Below are 15,762 nucleotides of genomic sequence, written 5' to 3'. Positions count from 1 at the left end.
CGATCCGCTGGGCCATGGGCCGATCCTACGGCCCACGACCCGGTCCGGCCGGTGGCGCCGGTTCAGCCGAAGAAGACCCCGACCTCCTCGTACAGCTTCGGGTCCACCGTCTTGAGCTTGGCGGTGGCCTCCGCGATCGGGACGCGGACGATGTCCGTGCCGCGCAGGGCGACCATCTTGCCGAAGTCGCCCTCGTGGACGGCGTCGATGGCGTGCAGTCCGAAGCGGGTGGCCAGCCAGCGGTCGAAGGCGCTGGGGGTGCCGCCGCGCTGGATGTGCCCCAGCACGGTGGTGCGGGCCTCCTTGCCGGTGCGCTTCTCGATCTCCTTGGCCAGCCACTCGCCGACGCCGGACAGCCGGACGTGCCCGAAGGAGTCCAGCGACTCGTCCTTGAGGACCATCTCGCCGTCCTTGGGCATGGCGCCTTCCGCGACGACGACGATCGGCGCGTACGACGCCTTGAAGCGGGAGGTGATCCAGGCGCACACCTGGTCGACGTCGAAGCGCTGCTCGGGGATGAGGATGACGTTGGCGCCGCCGGCCAGGCCCGAGTGGACGGCGATCCAGCCCGCGTGGCGGCCCATCACCTCGCAGACGAGGACGCGCATGTGCGACTCGGCGGTGGTGTGCAGCCGGTCGATCGCCTCGGTCGCGATGCCCACGGCGGTGTCGAAGCCGAAGGTGTAGTCGGTGGCGGAGAGGTCGTTGTCGATGGTCTTCGGCACGCCGACGCAGGGCACGCCGTACTCGTCGGACAGCCGGGCGGCGACGCCGAGGGTGTCCTCGCCGCCGATCGCGATCAGGGCTCCGACCTCGTGCTTGGCGAGGTTGTCCTTGATCCGGCGGATGCCGTCGTCCACCTTCAGGGGGTTGGTCCGCGACGAGCCGAGGATGGTGCCGCCCCGGGGCAGGATGCCGCGCACCGCGGGGATGTCGAGACGGACCGTGTCCCCTTCGAGCGGCCCTCGCCAGCCGTCCTTGAAGCCGACGAAGGCATAGCCGTACTCCTGCACGCCCTTGCGGACGATGCCCCGGATGACGGCGTTGAGTCCGGGGCAGTCGCCGCCTCCGGTCAGTACTCCGACCCGCATGGAAATGTCCCTTCGCCACGGTTGCCTGGTCAGGGTCACGGTAATAGTGACCCAGGTCACTTAGGCATGGTCGGGAAGGGCAATTCCGGTGAATTGTGAGGCCGACGGTTTACGTACCGGGTCTGCTCATCGGGTTGTCCTGCGACAACGGGCGGCGGCCGGCGGGGCCCGCCGGCTCACTCGTCGTCGAGTCCGCGCTCTATCGCGTACCGGACCAGTTCCACCCGGTTGTGCAGTTGGAGTTTGCCCAGGGTGTTCTGGACGTGGTTCTGCACCGTGCGGTGGGAGATGACCAGGCGCTCGGCGATCTGCTTGTAGCTCAGGCCCTTGGCGACCAGCCGCAGCACCTCGGTCTCGCGGTCGGTGAGCCGGGGCGTGTCCGCCGCGCCCGCCTCGGCCGCGGGCGCGGGCTCGGCGGCCAGGCGGCGGTACTCGCCGAGGACCAGACCGGCGAGGCCCGGGGTGAAGACCGGGTCGCCCACGGCCGTCCGGCGCACGGCGTCCAGCAGTTCCTGTGTCGACGCCGACTTCAGCAGGTAGCCGGTCGCGCCGGACTTCACCGCCTCCAGCACGTCGGCGTGCTCGCCGCTCGCCGACAGCACCAGCACGCGCAGCGCCGGGTCGGCGGCGACGACCTCCTTGCACACCTGGACGCCGGGCTTGACCGGCAGGTTCAGGTCGAGGACCAGCACGTCGGGTCCGGCCGCCTTCGCCCGGCGTACCGCCTGCTCGCCGTCGCCGGCCGTGGCGACCACGTCGAAGCCCGACTCGGCCAGATCCCGGGCGACCGCGTCGCGCCACATGGGGTGGTCGTCGACGACCATCACCCTGATCGGTTCCCGCTGCTCACTCATCGCCGCCGCTCCGCCTTCCCCCATGTCCGTCCCCGTCCCGGTTCCCGGTCTTCCTCGCCGCGCCCTGCCCCACGGGCCGCACGGCTTCCTTCGGCACCGTCAGCTCGACCTCCGTGCCCTGCCCCGGGATCGAGCACAGCTCGGCGCTGCCCCCCAGGTCGCGCAGCCGGCCCCGAATCGACAGGGCCACACCGAGCCGCCCCTCGCCCTCGGCCTGCGCGAGCCGTCCCTCGGGGATGCCGGGCCCGTCGTCGCGCACGGTCACGACGACCGAGTCCGGCTCGTCCTCGACCAGGATCCAGGCCCGGGCGTCCGGCCCGGCGTGCCTGCGTACGTTGTCCAGGGCCGCCCCGACGGCCGCGGCCAGCTCCCGCGCGGCGGCCGGTGCCAGCAGCACCGGGGCGCCGGGCTCGGCCAGGCTGACCCGGGCGGCGGCGTAGGGCAGGAGCAGCGTGCGCAGATCCACCGGACCGTCGTCCTCCGGCTCGTCGACGGCGATGACGAACGCTCCGTCGGCGGCGTCCCGCGACTCCCGGGACACCGGCACCAGTCCGCCGGAGACCAGGGTGCGCAGCGCCACCTCCTGCTCGCCCGCCATCCGGCCGAGCTCGGCCGCCTCGCCGCCGAGGACCGCGCCGCGCCGCTGGACCATCGCCAGCACCTGGAGCACGCCGTCGTGGATGTCCCGGGCGAGCCGCTCCCGCTCCCGGGTCGCCGCCTCGATCTCCAGGGCACGGGCGAGGGTCCGCTCCGAGGCGCGGGCGACCTCGACGACGTAGCCGATGGCGATGGAGGCGACCCAGACCAGGATCACGTTGTGGACGGTGTCGCGGGTCGGGGCGCCGCGCTCCACGAGGTTCGCGGCGGCCACCAGGCTGGAGGCGACCGCCGCCCAGCGCCAGCCGCCCTTGACGGCGAAGGCCAGCACGGACCCCGCGGTCCATATCGACGGCAGGGTCGGACCCCCGTCGAGGATGCGCTGGTGGGAGTCGGCGACCGGGGTGAGGAGGATGCCGGTCAGCGCGACGGTGAGGTCCACGGCGAGGAACCTCTTCGTGCAGCTCGCCGCGTTCGCCACCTTCGGCAGGGTGGCCAGGGTCCACCCTGCCAGGACGACGAAGTAGCAGATCGCCACCCAGGGACGGGCGAAGCCGTCGTAGGCGGTGGCGAACAGGCCGACCGCGTACAGCATGGTCAGCACCCGGTAGCCGGTGAGCGCCCGCCACAGCGGCAGCTCCACGGACATGCTCATGACTCTGACGCGCCTGGCCAATCCCCCACGCCCCCGCCTCGCCCCTGACCGTCGTGTCCCGGGCGCTCTACGTCTGTGACTTGTCCTTCTCGCCCTGTTCCCTGGCCGCCTGCGCGAGCGCGGCCCTCGACGCCTTCTCCGCTTCCTTCTCCGCCTTCGCCGCGTCCGCGATCTGCCGCTTGGCCGCGGTGGCGTAGATGTCCACGTACTCCTGGCCGGACAGCCGCATGATCTCGTACATGACCTCGTCGGTCACCGCGCGGAGCACGAAACGGTCGTGGTCCATGCCGTGATAGCGGCTGAAGTCCAGCGGCCTGCCGATCCGGATGCCGGGCCGCACCATCTTCGGCATGACCTGCCCCGGCGGCTGCACCTTCTCCGTGTCGATCATGGCGACCGGGATCACGGGCGCTCCGGTGGCGAGCGCCACGCGCGCGAGGCCGCCGGGCTTGCCCCGGTAGAGACGGCCGTCGGGCGAACGCGTGCCCTCCGGGTAGATGCCGAACAGCTCACCGCTCTTCAGCACCTCTATACCGCTCTTGATCGCGGCCTCGCCCGCGCCGCGCGCGCCGGAGCGGTCCACCGGGAGCTGGCCGACGCCCTTGAAGAAGGCGGCCGTCAGCCGTCCCTTCACCCCCGGCGTGGTGAAGTACTCGGCCTTCGCGATGAAGGTGACCTTGCGGTCGAGGACTGCGGGCAGGAAGAACGAGTCCGAGAAGGACAGGTGATTGCTCGCAAGGATCGCCGGGCCCTCGGCCGGTACGTTCTCCAGGCCTTCCACCCAGGGCCTGAAGATCATCTTCAGCGGCCCGCCGATGGAAAGCTTCATCGCGCCGTACAACAACCGAGTGCCTCCTGTATGTGTCGCTCAGACCTTAACCCGGAGTGCCGTCAATGAGCCCGACGGCCCTGGTCGGTGTCAGTGCGGTCGCGTACGGTGAACCACACCCGGAAGTGTTCTCACCCCTGATATGAACAGGAGACCGAAGGTGCCGGTCCTTCCTGGAGCCGAGCCGTACCGCCATGAGGGCGGGGAGGTAGGTGTCCTCCTCTGCCATGGTTTCACCGGTTCCCCGCAGTCCCTGCGCCCCTGGGCCCAGTTCCTCGCCCACCGGTCGCTGACCGTGTCGCTGCCGCTGCTGCCGGGGCACGGCACCCGCTGGGAGGACCTCTGGATCACCGGCTGGCAGGACTGGTACGCGGAGGTCGACCGGGAGCTGCGCGCCCTGCGCGAGCGCTGTGCCCGGGTGTTCGTGGCCGGGCTGTCCATGGGCGGCGCGCTGGCCCTGCGGCTCGCCGCCCGGCACGGGGACGCGGTCGACGGCGTCATCGTCGTCAACCCGGCGAACAAGGTCCACGGGCTGTCCGCGTACACCCTCCCGATCGCCCGCCACCTCGTGCGTACGACCCGGGGCATCGCGAGCGACATCGCGAAGGAGGGCGTGGTGGAGGTCGGCTACGACCGGGTGCCGCTGGACGCGGCGCACTCCCTGCGGAACTTCCTCCGGCTCGTCGACGGCGAACTGCCGCAGGTCACCCAGCCGCTGCTGCTTCTGCGCAGCCCGCAGGACCATGTCGTGCCGCCGGCCGACTCCGCCCGCGTCCTGAGTCGTGTGTCGTCGACGGACGTAACGGAGGTCATGCTGGAACAGAGCTACCACGTGGCGACGTTGGACCACGATGCGGACCGTGTCTTCGAGGAGAGCTACGCCTTCATCGGCCGGCTCGCACCCAGTGTCGGCAAGGAAGGGACGGCCGCAGGTGGCTGAGCACGACTCGGAGCGCGAGGACCGCGAGGAGCGGGAGAACCGCGGGGCGCACGACGCCCGCGGACGGCGCGACGACCACGGGGAACGTGACGGTCGCCGGGAGAACGACGGTCACCGGGAGCACGAGTCGCAGGACGCCGGGGTGTCCTTCGACGAGAACGCCGCATGGGCGGCGATCGTCGCGGGCTACGGCGAGGAGCCGCCGGACCCGCCGGGCGCGAAGCCGTTCAAGACGGTCGAGGACCTGGCGCTGCTGGAGGCGGAGCCGAACGACGACAAGCCGGAGGAGAAGCAGCCGGCCAGACCGCTGGGCAGCTCGGTCTCCTTCGCACCCGGCCTCGGGCCGCGCGACTACACCGCGCCCGAGTCGTCCGAGGACGACTTCGACGAGGACGACGAGGGCCACTTCGTGCCGCCCGAGCCGCCGCCGCTGCCCGACGCGGACACCACCGCCCGGTTCGCGTGGCTGGGGGTGGTCGGCGGCCCGATACTGCTCCTGGTCGCGGTCGTGCTCGGCTGGGACATGACCTGGTGGCTGACGACGCTCGGCGTCGGCGGCTTCCTGGGCGGCTTCGCCACGCTCGTGGTGCGGATGAGGACGGACGACGAGGACGACGGCGACCCGGGCCGGGGCGCGGTGGTCTGAACCCGGACCACGGGACTACGACGCGGGAACCCTGAGGGCGGCCAGCACCGGAAGGTGGTCAGTGGCCGCCCTCAGGTCGCTCTCGGTGACTCCGGGCTGCCCGAGCGGCACCCCGCACCCCAGCACCTCCACGCCCTCGGTGGCGAACAGCGCGTCGATGCGCTGGTGGGGGTCGGTGGAGGTGGAGGTGTACTCGCCGCCCCAGGGCGCGGTGGCCCGGCAGTCCTGGAGTCCCTCGGCGAGCCGCCGGAAGGTGCGGCCGGTGGGGTGTTCGTTGAGGTCGCCGCCGACGACGGCGTGGTCCACACCCAGCGCGGCGAGCCGGTCGAGGAGCATTCCGCCCTGCGCCTGACGCTCCTCGCCCTGGAGGCTGAGGTGGCAGCTGAGCACGCCGATCCGGGCCGAGCCGAACCGGACCACGGCGGTCGCGAAGCCGCGCCGGTGCAGTCCGGGGGTCAGCGGGAGCAGCACGTCCTCGGTGCGTTCGACGGTGGCGCGCAGCGAGGTGAGGAGCGCGGGTCCCGCGGCCGTGGCGCCGCCGGAGAGGATCACCTGTCCGGACGCGGCGGCCAGCCGGGCCAGTTTCTTGCGCCAGCGGAAGAAGCGGGGTGCCTCCTGGATCAGGACCAGGTCCGGGGCGCAGGCGCCGATCACCCGGGCGAGCGCCGCGGTGTCGTCGCGCATCGAGCGGATGTTGTAGGAGAGGACACGGATGACGGCCGAACCGTCGGGCTCGGTGCGGGAGGCCGGAAGCAGCGGGAGCGACGTCGCCATGCACGCAAGATACGCCGTGGCCGGGCCCGGCGAACGCCGTTGCCGACGGTTCCCGGTCACCCGCTCCGCACCGGCCGTCACCGCTCCGACACGCACCGGCCGTCACCGGTCCGACACGCACCGGCCGCCGCGGGCACCGCACCGCCCCGGCCGACCGGGACACGCCGACGCCCCGCGTCCCGGTCGGGGGCGTGGGGCGTCAGCGTGTCGCGGGCGGGACCGTCACATGATCGGGTCGGGCTCCCGGGCCAGGTCGGCCGCGCCGACCAGGCCGGCCTTGTTACCGAGCTGGGCCGCGATCACGTCGGCGACCGGACGCCAGTTGCCGCCGACCAGCCAGCGCTTGTACGACTTGCGGATCGGGTCGAGGACCAGCTCGCCCTCGTCCGAGAGGCCGCCGCCGACGATGAACGCCGAGGGGTCGAAGAGCGAGGCCAGGTCGGCGAGGCCGGCACCGGCCCAGCGGGCCAGCTCGCGGTAGGAGTCGACGGCGACCGGGTCGCCCTGCCGGGCGGCCATGGAGATGTGCTTGCCCTCGATGCCGTCGGGGGTGCCGTCGCCCAGGGCGAGCAGCACCTCGGCGTGCTCGGGGGTGGCGTTGGCGCGCTGCTTGGCGTACCTGACCAGGGCGCGGCCGGAGGCGTACTGCTCCCAGCAGCCCTGCGAGCCGCAGCCGCACAGCAGACCGTCCGGCACCATCCGGATGTGGCCGAACTCCGCAGCCACGCCGAAGTGGCCGCGGCGCAGCTTGTTGCCGATGATGATGCCGCCGCCCAGGCCGGTGCCGAGGGTGATGCAGATGACGTTGCGGTGGCCCTTGCCCGCGCCGAACTTGTACTCGCCCCAGGCTGCCGCGTTCGCGTCGTTCTCGACCACCACGGGGAGGCCCACGCGGGCCTCGACCTCGTCCTTCAGCGGTTCCTGACGCCAGTCGATGTTGGGCGCGAAGTACACGGTGGAGCGCTGCCGGTTGACGTAACCGGCCGCTCCGATACCCACGCCCACGATGTCGTGCCCGGCGCGCGCACCCTCCACGGCCGAGGCGATGGCGTCCACGATGGCCTCGGACGTGCTGGGGGTCGGCACCTTGAAGGTCGAGAGGATGTTGCCTTCCTCGTCGACCACGCCGGCCGCAATCTTCGTGCCGCCGATGTCGACGCCGATGGTGAGTCCCATGAATCCCTCAGTTCCGGTCGAGCCCCGCTACGGCCAACCGTACCCGAGGGGACCGTCAGTCCAAGTCGATGCGCTCACCCGGACCGCCGTCGTCACCCCGGTCGCGGCGGCCGCCGTCGTCCTCGGGCCCGCCGCCGAGGTCGTCGGCGCGGGCCGTCCAGCGGCTCTCCTGGCCCTGGACGGCGGAGCGGTAGGCGGCGAGCAGTTCCTCCCCGGCCGCGGCAAGATGATCGAAAACGTCCGGATTGCGCTCCAGGACGGGTTCCACGGCGGCCTTCGCCTGCTGCACGACCTGACGCACCACCTGCTGCGCCGCCGGTCCCGCGACGGCCCCGAGCAGCGGCGACCGCACGGTGGACAGCCGGTCGGCGACGGCGTCGACGAGCTTGCGCAGCTCCTCGGCGGCGGATCCCGGGGGCCGGCCGTAGTCGGTGCGGCGGCGGGACCGCTCGGCTTCGAGGTCCTCGGCACAGGCCTTGGCCCAGGCGTCGTCGTCGGTCGCCCGGGTTCCCGGGTTCTCGGCTTCGCTCATGACGGACTCCTGACTACGGTTCGCCTCTACGACGTTACCCGAACGGCGGTACGTCGCTCACCTGGCCCGCGGCCACAGATCGGGGTCGGGGGCGAACCGGACGCGCAGTTCGCCGTCGCGCAGGGCCGCGCCGTCGACGGTGCAGCGGCGCAGCGCCGAGGGCAGCGCGACGATCCGGCGGAACTGCCCGGCGGTGACGACGAGTTCGTCGCCGCGCCGGACGAGGTCGAGGGCCTCGCGTATCGCGCCGGGCAGCGGGATGTGCCAGACCAGCACCCCGTCCTCGGCGAGCCGGTCGGCCACCGGCCACTCCACCGGGGCAAGTGCCGTATTGACGTCCGGCGCGGTGAGGCCGTCGAGGTCGTCGGCGCCCTGGGGGTCACGGCCCAGATGGGTGACAGGGTGGACGGTGTACGACTCCTGCCAGTCGGCGAGCGCCTTGCCCTGCTGCGCGGCCAGGCCTGCCAGCCAGGGGTCCGCGACGGTGTCGGGCAGGACCCGGTTGGCGACGAGGCACTCGACGCGCAGGCCGCGCAGGGCGAGGCCGAGTCCGGCGGTGCGCACGGCGTCCGCGCCGGCCGGTCCCGGCTCGGCGACCAGGCGTACGGCGGTGTCCCGGTCGGCGAGGACCGCCTCCACCGCGGCGAGTTCCAGGTCCCACCGGGCGGTGGTCTCGTAGAGCGCGTCCGTGGGCATCGGGACACCGGCGAGCCGGCCCAGGACCGGGCGCAGGGCGCGGGCGGCCTGCCGCTCCGGCGGGAGCAGCCGGCGCAGGTAGCGGCGCAGCTCCTCGGGCAGGGCGAGCAGGGCGAGGGCCTGCGGGACGGGGGGCAGGTCGACCACGAGCAGGTCGTGCGCGTCGGAGAGCGCGGCGTCACGCAGCGCGCGCAGCAGGCTGAGCTCCTCGGCGCCGGGCAGCGGGGTGAGTTCCTCGGGTTCCAGCCGGGAGGCGCCGAGGAGGTCCAGGAGGGAGGAGGCGCGGTCCTGGAAGGAGACGAGGTCCTCGTGGAAGCGGGTGACCGCGTCGGGGCGCCAGGCGGTGAGGCCGGGGGCGACCCGCGTCGGGGCCGCGCCGGTCGCCGTGCCCAGGACCGCACCGAGGGTGTCGGTGCGGTCGGCACCCACCAGCAGGGTCCGGGTGCCGGCGCGCGCCGCGCGCAGGGCGGTGGCGGCGGCGACGGTCGTCCGACCGCTGCCGCCCGGACCCGTGATCAGGATGGTGCGCATGGGGGTGAACGCTACCGCCGCGCGCCGCCCGTCCGTCCCCCGCTACTTCTCACCCGACTCCACGCGCTTCTTCAGTCCCGCCAGCGCCCGGTCGATGATGACCTTCTCCGCCTTGCGCTTGATCATGCCGAGCATCGGGATCTTGACGTCGACGGTGAGCAGGTAGGTCACCTCGGTCGCGCCGTCGCCGGCCGGCTTCAGGACGTAGGAGCCGTCGAGGGAGCGCAGCATCTGCGACTTGACCAGGGTCCAGGAGACCTCGTGGGCGCCGGTCCAGGTGTACGCCAGGGTCTGGTCGTCCTTGATCGCTCCGGCGTCCATGACGAGTCGGACCTGCTCGGCGCGGCCCTGGTCGTCGGTCTTGAGGACCTCCGCCTCCTTCACCTCGCCGGTCCAGTCCGGGTAGCGGGCGAAGTCGGCGATCACCCCCATCACGTCGGCCGGTGCCGCCTCGATCGTGATGCTCGAACTGGTGTGTTCCGCCATCGCCGTGGCTCCTCCAGATGCGGGCCGGTAAGGGCGTCGTGCCGCGCCCTGCTGCGCAAGTGTGTGCAGCGTGAAGGCTACCGCGCACGGGTCGGGGCGCCGTCACCCCCACCTGCGACCGCTCACCACTCCAGTGCCCAGGGCCGTCCGGACCCGGCGAAGTGCCCGACGTTCACGCACTCCGTCGCCCCGATCCGCATCCGCCGTACCAGCGGCTGGTGGACGTGTCCGAACAGCGCGTACCGGGGGCGCGTGCGCCGGATCGCGGCCAGCAGGGCGCGGCTGCCGCGCTCGAAGCGGCGCGCGACCGTGTCGTAGACCAGCTCGGGCACCTCCGGCGGGATGTGGGTGCACAGCACGTCGACCTCGCCCACGGCCTCGATCTTCGCGGCGTACTCCTCGTCGCTGATCTCGTACGGGGTCCGCATCGGGGTGCGCAGTCCGCCGCCCACGAAGCCGAAGACCCGGCCGCCGATCTCCACCCGCTCGCCGTCGAGGACCGTGGTGCCCGGTCCGGCGTACTCCCCCCACAGGGGCGGCATGTCGACATTGCCGTAGGTCGCGTACGTCGGGGTGGGGAACGCGGCGAACAGTTCGGCGTACTGCTTGCGCACGGCCGCCTCGATCACGGACGCCCGGTCGGCGCCGACGCCCGCCCAGAGCCGGGCCCCCAGCTCGCGCGCCTCCGTGAAGCGCCGGGCGGTGCGCAGCTCGACCAGACGGTCGGCGTTCTCGACGCCGAACAGGTCGGGGAAGATCCCGCGCGAGTGGTCGGCGTAGTCCAGGAACAGCACCAGGTCGCCGAGGCAGATCAGCGCGTCGGCGCCGTCGCCGGCCCTGGCCAGGTCGCGGGCGTTGCCATGTACGTCGCTGACCACATGGACACGGGTCCTGCGGCTGCCGACTGGTGTGGGTGCCATGTCGATCAAGAGTAGGCGTGTGGGGCATACGTGAACAGTGGCGGCCGGACCTGCCCTTACTGGCTCGTCAGTTCATGCGTGGACTACTGTGCGTCAAGGAACACCAATCTGTGTGACGCAGCGAACATCTCGCCGGACCCCCCTGTCGAAGACGGCATACCGGCGGGTAACGTCCGGGCAGTCCAGTCGTACTCAGAAATTCAACCAGCGGGTCGCGAGCTCGCGGGAGAACCTCCTGGGTACTGCCCGAGCCGTGGACCGCACCGTCGCATCGCACAACGTCGTGGCGCCGGCGCCCTATGAGGAGCAGCAGTCTTGCGCGAGTTCAGCCTTCCGGCTTTGTACGAGGTCCCTGCGGACGGCAATCTCACCGACATCGTCCGGCGAAACGCCGCGCAGCACCCTGACGTCGCCGTCATCGCCCGCAAGGTGGACGGTGCCTGGCAGGACGTGACGGCCACCGCCTTCCAGGCCGAGGTGCGCGCCGCGGCCAAGGGCCTGATCGCCTCCGGCGTCCGGCCGGGCGACCGGGTCGCCCTGATGTCCCGCACCCGCTACGAGTGGACGCTGCTGGACTTCGCGATCTGGAGCGCGGGCGCGGTCACCGTGCCGGTGTACGAGACCAGCTCGCCGGAGCAGGTGCAGTGGATCCTCTCCGACTCGGGCGCCACCGCCTGCGTGGTGGAGCTCCCCGGCCACGCCGAGGCGGTCGAGTCGGTGCGGGCGACGCTGCCCGCGCTGCAGCACGTCTGGCAGATCGAGGACGGCGGCATCGCCGAGCTGGCGCGGGCCGGGCAGGACGTCCCGGACGCGGCCGTCGAGGAGCGCAGCTCGATCGCCGGCGCCGACGACCCCGCGACCATCGTCTACACCTCCGGCACCACGGGCCGGCCCAAGGGCTGTGTGCTGACCCACCGCAGCTTCTTCGCCGAGTGCGGGAACATCGTGGAGCGGCTGCGCCCGCTGTTCCGCACGGGCGAGTGCTCGGTGCTGCTCTTCCTGCCGCTGGCGCACGTCTTCGGCCGGCTCGTGCAGATCGCCCCGATGATGGCGCCGATCAAGCTGGGCTGCGTCCCGGACATCAAGAACCTCACCGACGAGCTGGCCGCCTTCCGCCCGACGCTGATCCTCGGCGTCCCGCGGGTCTTCGAGAAGGTCTACAACTCGGCGCGCGCCAAGGCCCAGGCGGACGGCAAGGGCAAGATCTTCGACAAGGCCGCGGACACCGCCATCGCCTACAGCAGGGCGCAGGACACCCCGTCGGGCCCGTCGCTCGGCCTGCGGATCAAGCACAAGACGTTCGACAAGCTCGTCTACAGCAAGCTGCGCGCGGTCCTCGGCGGCCGCGGCGAGTACGCGATCTCCGGTGGCGCCCCGCTGGGCGAGCGCCTCGGCCACTTCTTCCGCGGCATCGGCTTCACGGTCCTGGAGGGCTACGGCCTGACCGAGTCCTGTGCCGCCACCGCGTTCAACCCCTGGGACCGGCAGAAGATCGGCACGGTCGGCCAGCCGCTGCCCGGTTCGGTGGTGCGCATCGCCGACGACGGCGAGGTGCTGCTGCACGGCGAGCACCTGTTCAAGGGCTACTGGAACAACGAGGCCGCGACCGCGGAGGCGCTGGCCGACGGCTGGTTCCACACCGGCGACGTCGGCACCCTCGACGAGGACGGCTACCTCAGGATCACCGGCCGCAAGAAGGAGATCATCGTCACCGCGGGCGGCAAGAACGTCGCCCCGGCCGTCATAGAGGACCGCATCCGCGCGCACGCGCTGGTCGCGGAATGCATGGTGGTGGGCGACGGGCGGCCGTTCGTGGGCGCGCTGGTCACCATCGACGAGGAGTTCCTGGGCCGTTGGGCCGCCGAGCACGGCAAGCCCGCGGGTGCCACCGCGGCGTCGCTGCGCGAGGACCCGGATCTGATCGCGGCGGTCCAGGACGCGGTCGACGACGGCAACGCCGCGGTGTCGAAGGCGGAATCGGTGCGGAAGTTCCGCATTCTGTCCTCCCAGTTCTCGGAGGAGTCGGGCCACCTGACGCCGTCGCTGAAGCTCAAGCGCAACGTGGTGGCGAAGGACTACGCGGACGAGATCGAGGCCATCTACGCGAAGCAGTGAGGCCCTTGGCTCACATGTCCTCGGCGAGGACCCGTTCCATCGTCCGCTCGGCGAGCGCGGTGATGGTCACGAACGGGTTCACGCCGATGTTCCCCGGCACCAGTGAGCCGTCGGTGACGTACAGCTTCGAATACCCCTTCACCCGGCCGTAGTCGTCGGTCGCCCTGCCCAGCACGCAGCCGCCGAGCGGGTGGTAGCAGAAGTCGTCCGCGAACACCTTGCCGCTCGACCCGAACAGGTCGTACCGGTAGATCGTCGCGTTGGCCGCATTGATCCGGTCGAACAGCTTCTTGGCCATGGCGACCGAGACCGCGCTCTGGGCCGCGGTCCAGCCGAGCTTCACCGCGCCGCTCGCCGAGTCGTAGGTGAAGGACGCCCGTTGCGGGTTCTTGGTGATCGCCAGGTACAGGCTCACCCAGGTCTCGAACCCGATGGGCAGCGGGGCGATCTCCGCGAAGACCGGGTTGTCGGTGTTGGCCCAGTCGTCGATGCCCATCACCGGCATGGTCGACTGATTGGCGCCGGTGGTGTCCCAGATGTGGTTGGCGCGCCCGAGCATGGTGTTGCCGTTGGTGCTCCACCCGGCCCCCACACTGGAGTTGAGCGCGGGCAGCGCGCCGGTGTCCCTGGCCCGCACGAGCAGTTCGCTGGTCCCGAGACTGCCGCCGCCCAGGAACAGGTAGGTACAGCTGTACTGCTTGCTCTCGACCACGGCGCCGGTCGTGTCGATCCGGTCCACGCTCAGCACGTACGACCCGTCGCCCGCCCGCGTGATCGCCCTGACCTTCTCCATGGTGTGGATGGTGACGTTGCCGGTGCCGAGGGCGGCGGCCAGATAGGTCTTGTCGAGGCTCTTCTTGCCGTGGTTGTTGCCGTAGATGACCTCCTGCGCGAGCGCGGACTTCACGGCGGTGCCCGCGGCCTCCTGCTGCATGTACCCGAAGTCGTAGACGTTGGGCACGAAGGTGGTCCTGAGCCCGGTGTTGGCGGCGGCCTTCCTGGACGTCCGGGTGAACCGGTACCACTCGGTCGACTCGAACCAGGCGGGGTCGACGGTGTTGACGCCGAGCATGGCGCGGGCGCGCGGGTAGTAGGTGCCGTACATCGCGCTCGCGTCCACGGTCGGGAACTGCTCGGCGAAGTACGACTGGAGGGGCGTGACCGCCATCCCCCCGTTCACCAGGGAACCGCCGCCCACGCCGCGCCCGACGTACACGGACATGTTGTCGTAGTGCACCCGGTCCAGGACGCCGGGATAGGCGGTGATGTCCTTGTTGACGACGTCCAGCCAGAGGAAGGTGGCGAGCGGTGCCTCGGTCCGGGTCTTGAACCACATGGACCGCTTGTCCGGGGCGGCGGTGGAGCAGAAGACCTTGCCGTCGGAGCCGGCCGTGTTCCACAGCCGGCCCATCTCGATCACGACGGTCCGTACCCCGGCCTGCCCGAGCCGGAGCGCGGCCACGGCCCCGCCGTACCCGGAACCGACCACGATGGCGGGCGCGTTGTCGACGGCGGCGGCCTCCTCGGCGGCCTGCGCCGACCGGAGCCCGATCCGGGTGAGACCGGCCGCGGCGGCGGTCTGGAGGGCTATCACGCCCAGGATATGACGTCTCGTCAGCTGACGTTGCATCAGTTTTGCTGTCATGGACGCAGCATCGGCGGATTATCGCCCTCCGCCTAGTGCTCCCACCGCAGGGCGCGACGCCAGCTTCTCCGCAGCGGCGCCCGCAGGTTCTCCGCCGCGCCACCCCCGGCTTCTCCCGGCTACAGCAGCGCGCGCAGTTTCTCCGCCAGCAGGTCCCAGCGCCACTTCTCCTCGACCCACTGCCGGCCCCGCTCCCCCATCCGGCGGCGCAGCTCCGCGTCCCCGAGGAGGGCGACGATCCGTCGGGCGGCCTCCTCGGCGACGCCGCCGCGCACCACCCAGCCGGTCTCGCCGTCGAGCACGGCGTCGGGTGCCCCGCCGGAGTCGCCGGCCACGACGGGCAGCCCGGTCGCGGACGCCTCCAGGTAGACGATCCCCAGTCCCTCGACGTCGAGCCCGCCCCGGCGGGTGCGGCACGGCATCGCGAAGACGTCCCCCGCACCGAAGTGGGCGGGCAGTTCGCCCCAGGGCACGGCCCCCGTGAAACGCACGGAGCCGGCCACCCCGGTCTCCTGGGCGAGCCTGCGCAGGTCCTTCTCGTACGGGCCGCCGCCGACGACCAGCAGCACCGCGTCCGGCTCGGCGGCCAGGATCCGCGGCATGGCCAGGATCAGCGTGTCCTGTCCCTTGCGCGGCACCAGCCGGGACACGCACACCACGACCGGGCGGTCGGTGAGCCCCAGCCGGGCCCGTACCGCGTCGCCGCCCGAGCCGGGGTGGAAGGTCTTCTCGTCGACACCCGGCGGCAGCTGGACCATCCGCCCGGCCGCGCCCGGGGTGAGCGCGGGTGCGATCCGGGAGCGGGTGTACTCACCGAGGTAGGTGACGGTGTCCGTGGACTCCCCGATGCGGCGCAGCAGTTGCCGCGCGGCGGGCAGCTGGGCCCAGCCGGCCTCGTGACCGTGGGTGGTGGCCACCAGCCGCTCGGCCCCGGCCCTGCGCAGCGCCGGGGCCATCAGCCCGAGCGGCGCGGCCGCGCCGAACCACACCGAGGTGCAGCCGTGCTCGCGCAGCAGCCCGACCGCCCGCCGGGTCGCCCCGGGCGTCGGCAGCAGCATCGTCGTACGGTCCCGTACGACCGTGAAGGGCTGCTCGGCGTCGAAGGCGGCCGTCGCCTCGGCGCCCTCCCGGCCGTGCTTCCAGGTGGAGGCGTAGACGACCAGCCGTTCGGGGTCGAGCCGCAGCGCCATGTTGTGCAGGAACGCCTGGATGCCACCGGGGCGGGGCGGGAAGTCGTTCGTCACGATGAGGGTCTTGTCCATCGCCGCCGACCTT

General features: G+C 72.0%; 15 protein-coding genes. 3 read left to right on the top strand and 12 right to left on the bottom strand.

All coding sequences use genetic code 11. From position 1 onward, the window contains the following. Positions 1-62: 62 nt before the first annotated feature. The 4 genes from ACZ7OY_RS04885 to ACZ7OY_RS04870 all read right to left on the bottom strand — a co-directional run bounded on the left by ACZ7OY_RS04885 (position 63) and on the right by ACZ7OY_RS04870 (position 4,026). On the bottom strand, positions 63-1,091 hold the full coding sequence (locus ACZ7OY_RS04885) for a 6-phosphofructokinase (protein WP_471910047.1): 1,029 nt from the start codon (positions 1,089-1,091) through the stop codon (positions 63-65). A 176-nt stretch (positions 1,092-1,267) separates the two neighbouring features. Continuing rightward, positions 1,268-1,945, bottom strand: a complete 678-nt coding sequence (locus ACZ7OY_RS04880; RefSeq protein WP_471910046.1) for a response regulator — start codon at positions 1,943-1,945, stop codon at positions 1,268-1,270. Further along, positions 1,938-3,218 (bottom strand): MacS family sensor histidine kinase, encoded by a 1,281-nt coding sequence (gene macS / locus ACZ7OY_RS04875; RefSeq protein ID WP_471910045.1) that lies wholly within the window; start codon positions 3,216-3,218, stop codon positions 1,938-1,940. Before macS ends, ACZ7OY_RS04880 begins: the two co-directional genes overlap by 8 nt. A gap of 46 nt (positions 3,219-3,264) precedes the next feature. After that, positions 3,265-4,026: a lysophospholipid acyltransferase family protein gene (locus ACZ7OY_RS04870; protein WP_471910044.1), complete on the bottom strand. Its 762-nt coding sequence runs from the start codon at positions 4,024-4,026 to the stop codon at positions 3,265-3,267. A 160-nt stretch (positions 4,027-4,186) separates the two neighbouring features. Here ACZ7OY_RS04870 and ACZ7OY_RS04865 point away from each other — a divergent pair, with 160 nt between their 5' ends. After that, the gene (locus ACZ7OY_RS04865; protein ID WP_351600050.1) at positions 4,187-4,966 is read left to right on the top strand and encodes an alpha/beta hydrolase; all 780 of its coding nucleotides are present in this window, start codon (positions 4,187-4,189) and stop codon (positions 4,964-4,966) included. Continuing rightward, positions 4,959-5,612, top strand: a complete 654-nt coding sequence (locus ACZ7OY_RS04860; RefSeq protein WP_471910043.1) for a hypothetical protein — start codon at positions 4,959-4,961, stop codon at positions 5,610-5,612. Before ACZ7OY_RS04865 ends, ACZ7OY_RS04860 begins: the two co-directional genes overlap by 8 nt. Before the next feature lie 15 nt (positions 5,613-5,627). On the opposite strand, the gene ACZ7OY_RS04855 is transcribed toward ACZ7OY_RS04860, so the two are convergent. The 6 genes from ACZ7OY_RS04855 to ACZ7OY_RS04830 all read right to left on the bottom strand — a co-directional run bounded on the left by ACZ7OY_RS04855 (position 5,628) and on the right by ACZ7OY_RS04830 (position 10,727). Next, positions 5,628-6,386: an endonuclease/exonuclease/phosphatase family protein gene (locus tag ACZ7OY_RS04855; protein ID WP_471910042.1), complete on the bottom strand. Its 759-nt coding sequence runs from the start codon at positions 6,384-6,386 to the stop codon at positions 5,628-5,630. A 222-nt stretch (positions 6,387-6,608) separates the two neighbouring features. Beyond that, positions 6,609-7,562, bottom strand: coding sequence for an ROK family glucokinase (locus ACZ7OY_RS04850; RefSeq protein ID WP_471910041.1), 954 nt, complete (start codon positions 7,560-7,562; stop codon positions 6,609-6,611). Between the two features lie 55 nt (positions 7,563-7,617). After that, complete coding sequence (locus ACZ7OY_RS04845) at positions 7,618-8,094, bottom strand: DUF5304 domain-containing protein (protein ID WP_471910040.1); 477 nt, start codon at positions 8,092-8,094, stop codon at positions 7,618-7,620. A gap of 57 nt (positions 8,095-8,151) precedes the next feature. After that, positions 8,152-9,321 carry an ArsA family ATPase gene (locus ACZ7OY_RS04840; RefSeq protein WP_471910039.1) on the bottom strand — a complete coding sequence of 390 codons (1,170 nt, stop codon included), beginning with the start codon at positions 9,319-9,321 and terminating at the stop codon, positions 8,152-8,154. Positions 9,322-9,363: 42 nt separating this feature from the next. Beyond that, positions 9,364-9,807 (bottom strand): SRPBCC family protein, encoded by a 444-nt coding sequence (locus ACZ7OY_RS04835; protein WP_351600040.1) that lies wholly within the window; start codon positions 9,805-9,807, stop codon positions 9,364-9,366. Between the two features lie 122 nt (positions 9,808-9,929). Next, the gene (locus ACZ7OY_RS04830) at positions 9,930-10,727 is read right to left on the bottom strand and encodes a metallophosphoesterase family protein (RefSeq protein ID WP_471910038.1); all 798 of its coding nucleotides are present in this window, start codon (positions 10,725-10,727) and stop codon (positions 9,930-9,932) included. Positions 10,728-11,042: 315 nt separating this feature from the next. Here ACZ7OY_RS04830 and ACZ7OY_RS04825 point away from each other — a divergent pair, with 315 nt between their 5' ends. Continuing rightward, complete coding sequence (locus ACZ7OY_RS04825) at positions 11,043-12,842, top strand: AMP-dependent synthetase/ligase (protein WP_471910037.1); 1,800 nt, start codon at positions 11,043-11,045, stop codon at positions 12,840-12,842. A gap of 10 nt (positions 12,843-12,852) precedes the next feature. Here ACZ7OY_RS04825 and ACZ7OY_RS04820 read toward each other — a convergent pair whose 3' ends face one another. Beyond that, a complete protein-coding gene (locus ACZ7OY_RS04820; protein ID WP_471910036.1) occupies positions 12,853-14,487 on the bottom strand; it encodes a GMC oxidoreductase in 1,635 nt (544 codons plus the stop codon). Between the two features lie 119 nt (positions 14,488-14,606). Continuing rightward, positions 14,607-15,749, bottom strand: coding sequence for a glycosyltransferase family 4 protein (locus ACZ7OY_RS04815; RefSeq protein WP_471910035.1), 1,143 nt, complete (start codon positions 15,747-15,749; stop codon positions 14,607-14,609). Positions 15,750-15,762: the final 13 nt, after the last annotated feature.

Source organism: Streptomyces sp. NPDC107559 (assembly GCF_055657365.1).
Note: the sequence above shows the minus strand (reverse complement) of the source record. Positions and strands in the feature narration are given on the sequence as shown.

Excerpts from the sequence above, each read along its gene's own strand:
- ACZ7OY_RS04885 (WP_471910047.1), bottom strand. The coding sequence starts at position 1,091 with ATGCGGGTCGGAGTACTGACCGGAGGCGGCGACTGCCCCGGACTCAAC.
- ACZ7OY_RS04880 (WP_471910046.1), bottom strand. The coding sequence starts at position 1,945 with ATGAGTGAGCAGCGGGAACCGATCAGGGTGATGGTCGTCGACGACCAC.
- ACZ7OY_RS04870 (WP_471910044.1), bottom strand. The coding sequence starts at position 4,026 with ATGAAGCTTTCCATCGGCGGGCCGCTGAAGATGATCTTCAGGCCCTGG.
- ACZ7OY_RS04855 (WP_471910042.1), bottom strand. The coding sequence starts at position 6,386 with ATGGCGACGTCGCTCCCGCTGCTTCCGGCCTCCCGCACCGAGCCCGAC.
- ACZ7OY_RS04850 (WP_471910041.1), bottom strand. The coding sequence starts at position 7,562 with ATGGGACTCACCATCGGCGTCGACATCGGCGGCACGAAGATTGCGGCC.
- ACZ7OY_RS04845 (WP_471910040.1), bottom strand. The coding sequence starts at position 8,094 with ATGAGCGAAGCCGAGAACCCGGGAACCCGGGCGACCGACGACGACGCC.
- ACZ7OY_RS04840 (WP_471910039.1), bottom strand. The coding sequence starts at position 9,321 with ATGCGCACCATCCTGATCACGGGTCCGGGCGGCAGCGGTCGGACGACC.
- ACZ7OY_RS04835 (WP_351600040.1), bottom strand. The coding sequence starts at position 9,807 with ATGGCGGAACACACCAGTTCGAGCATCACGATCGAGGCGGCACCGGCC.
- ACZ7OY_RS04830 (WP_471910038.1), bottom strand. The coding sequence starts at position 10,727 with ATGGCACCCACACCAGTCGGCAGCCGCAGGACCCGTGTCCATGTGGTC.
- ACZ7OY_RS04820 (WP_471910036.1), bottom strand. The coding sequence starts at position 14,487 with ATGACAGCAAAACTGATGCAACGTCAGCTGACGAGACGTCATATCCTG.
- ACZ7OY_RS04815 (WP_471910035.1), bottom strand. The coding sequence starts at position 15,749 with ATGGACAAGACCCTCATCGTGACGAACGACTTCCCGCCCCGCCCCGGT.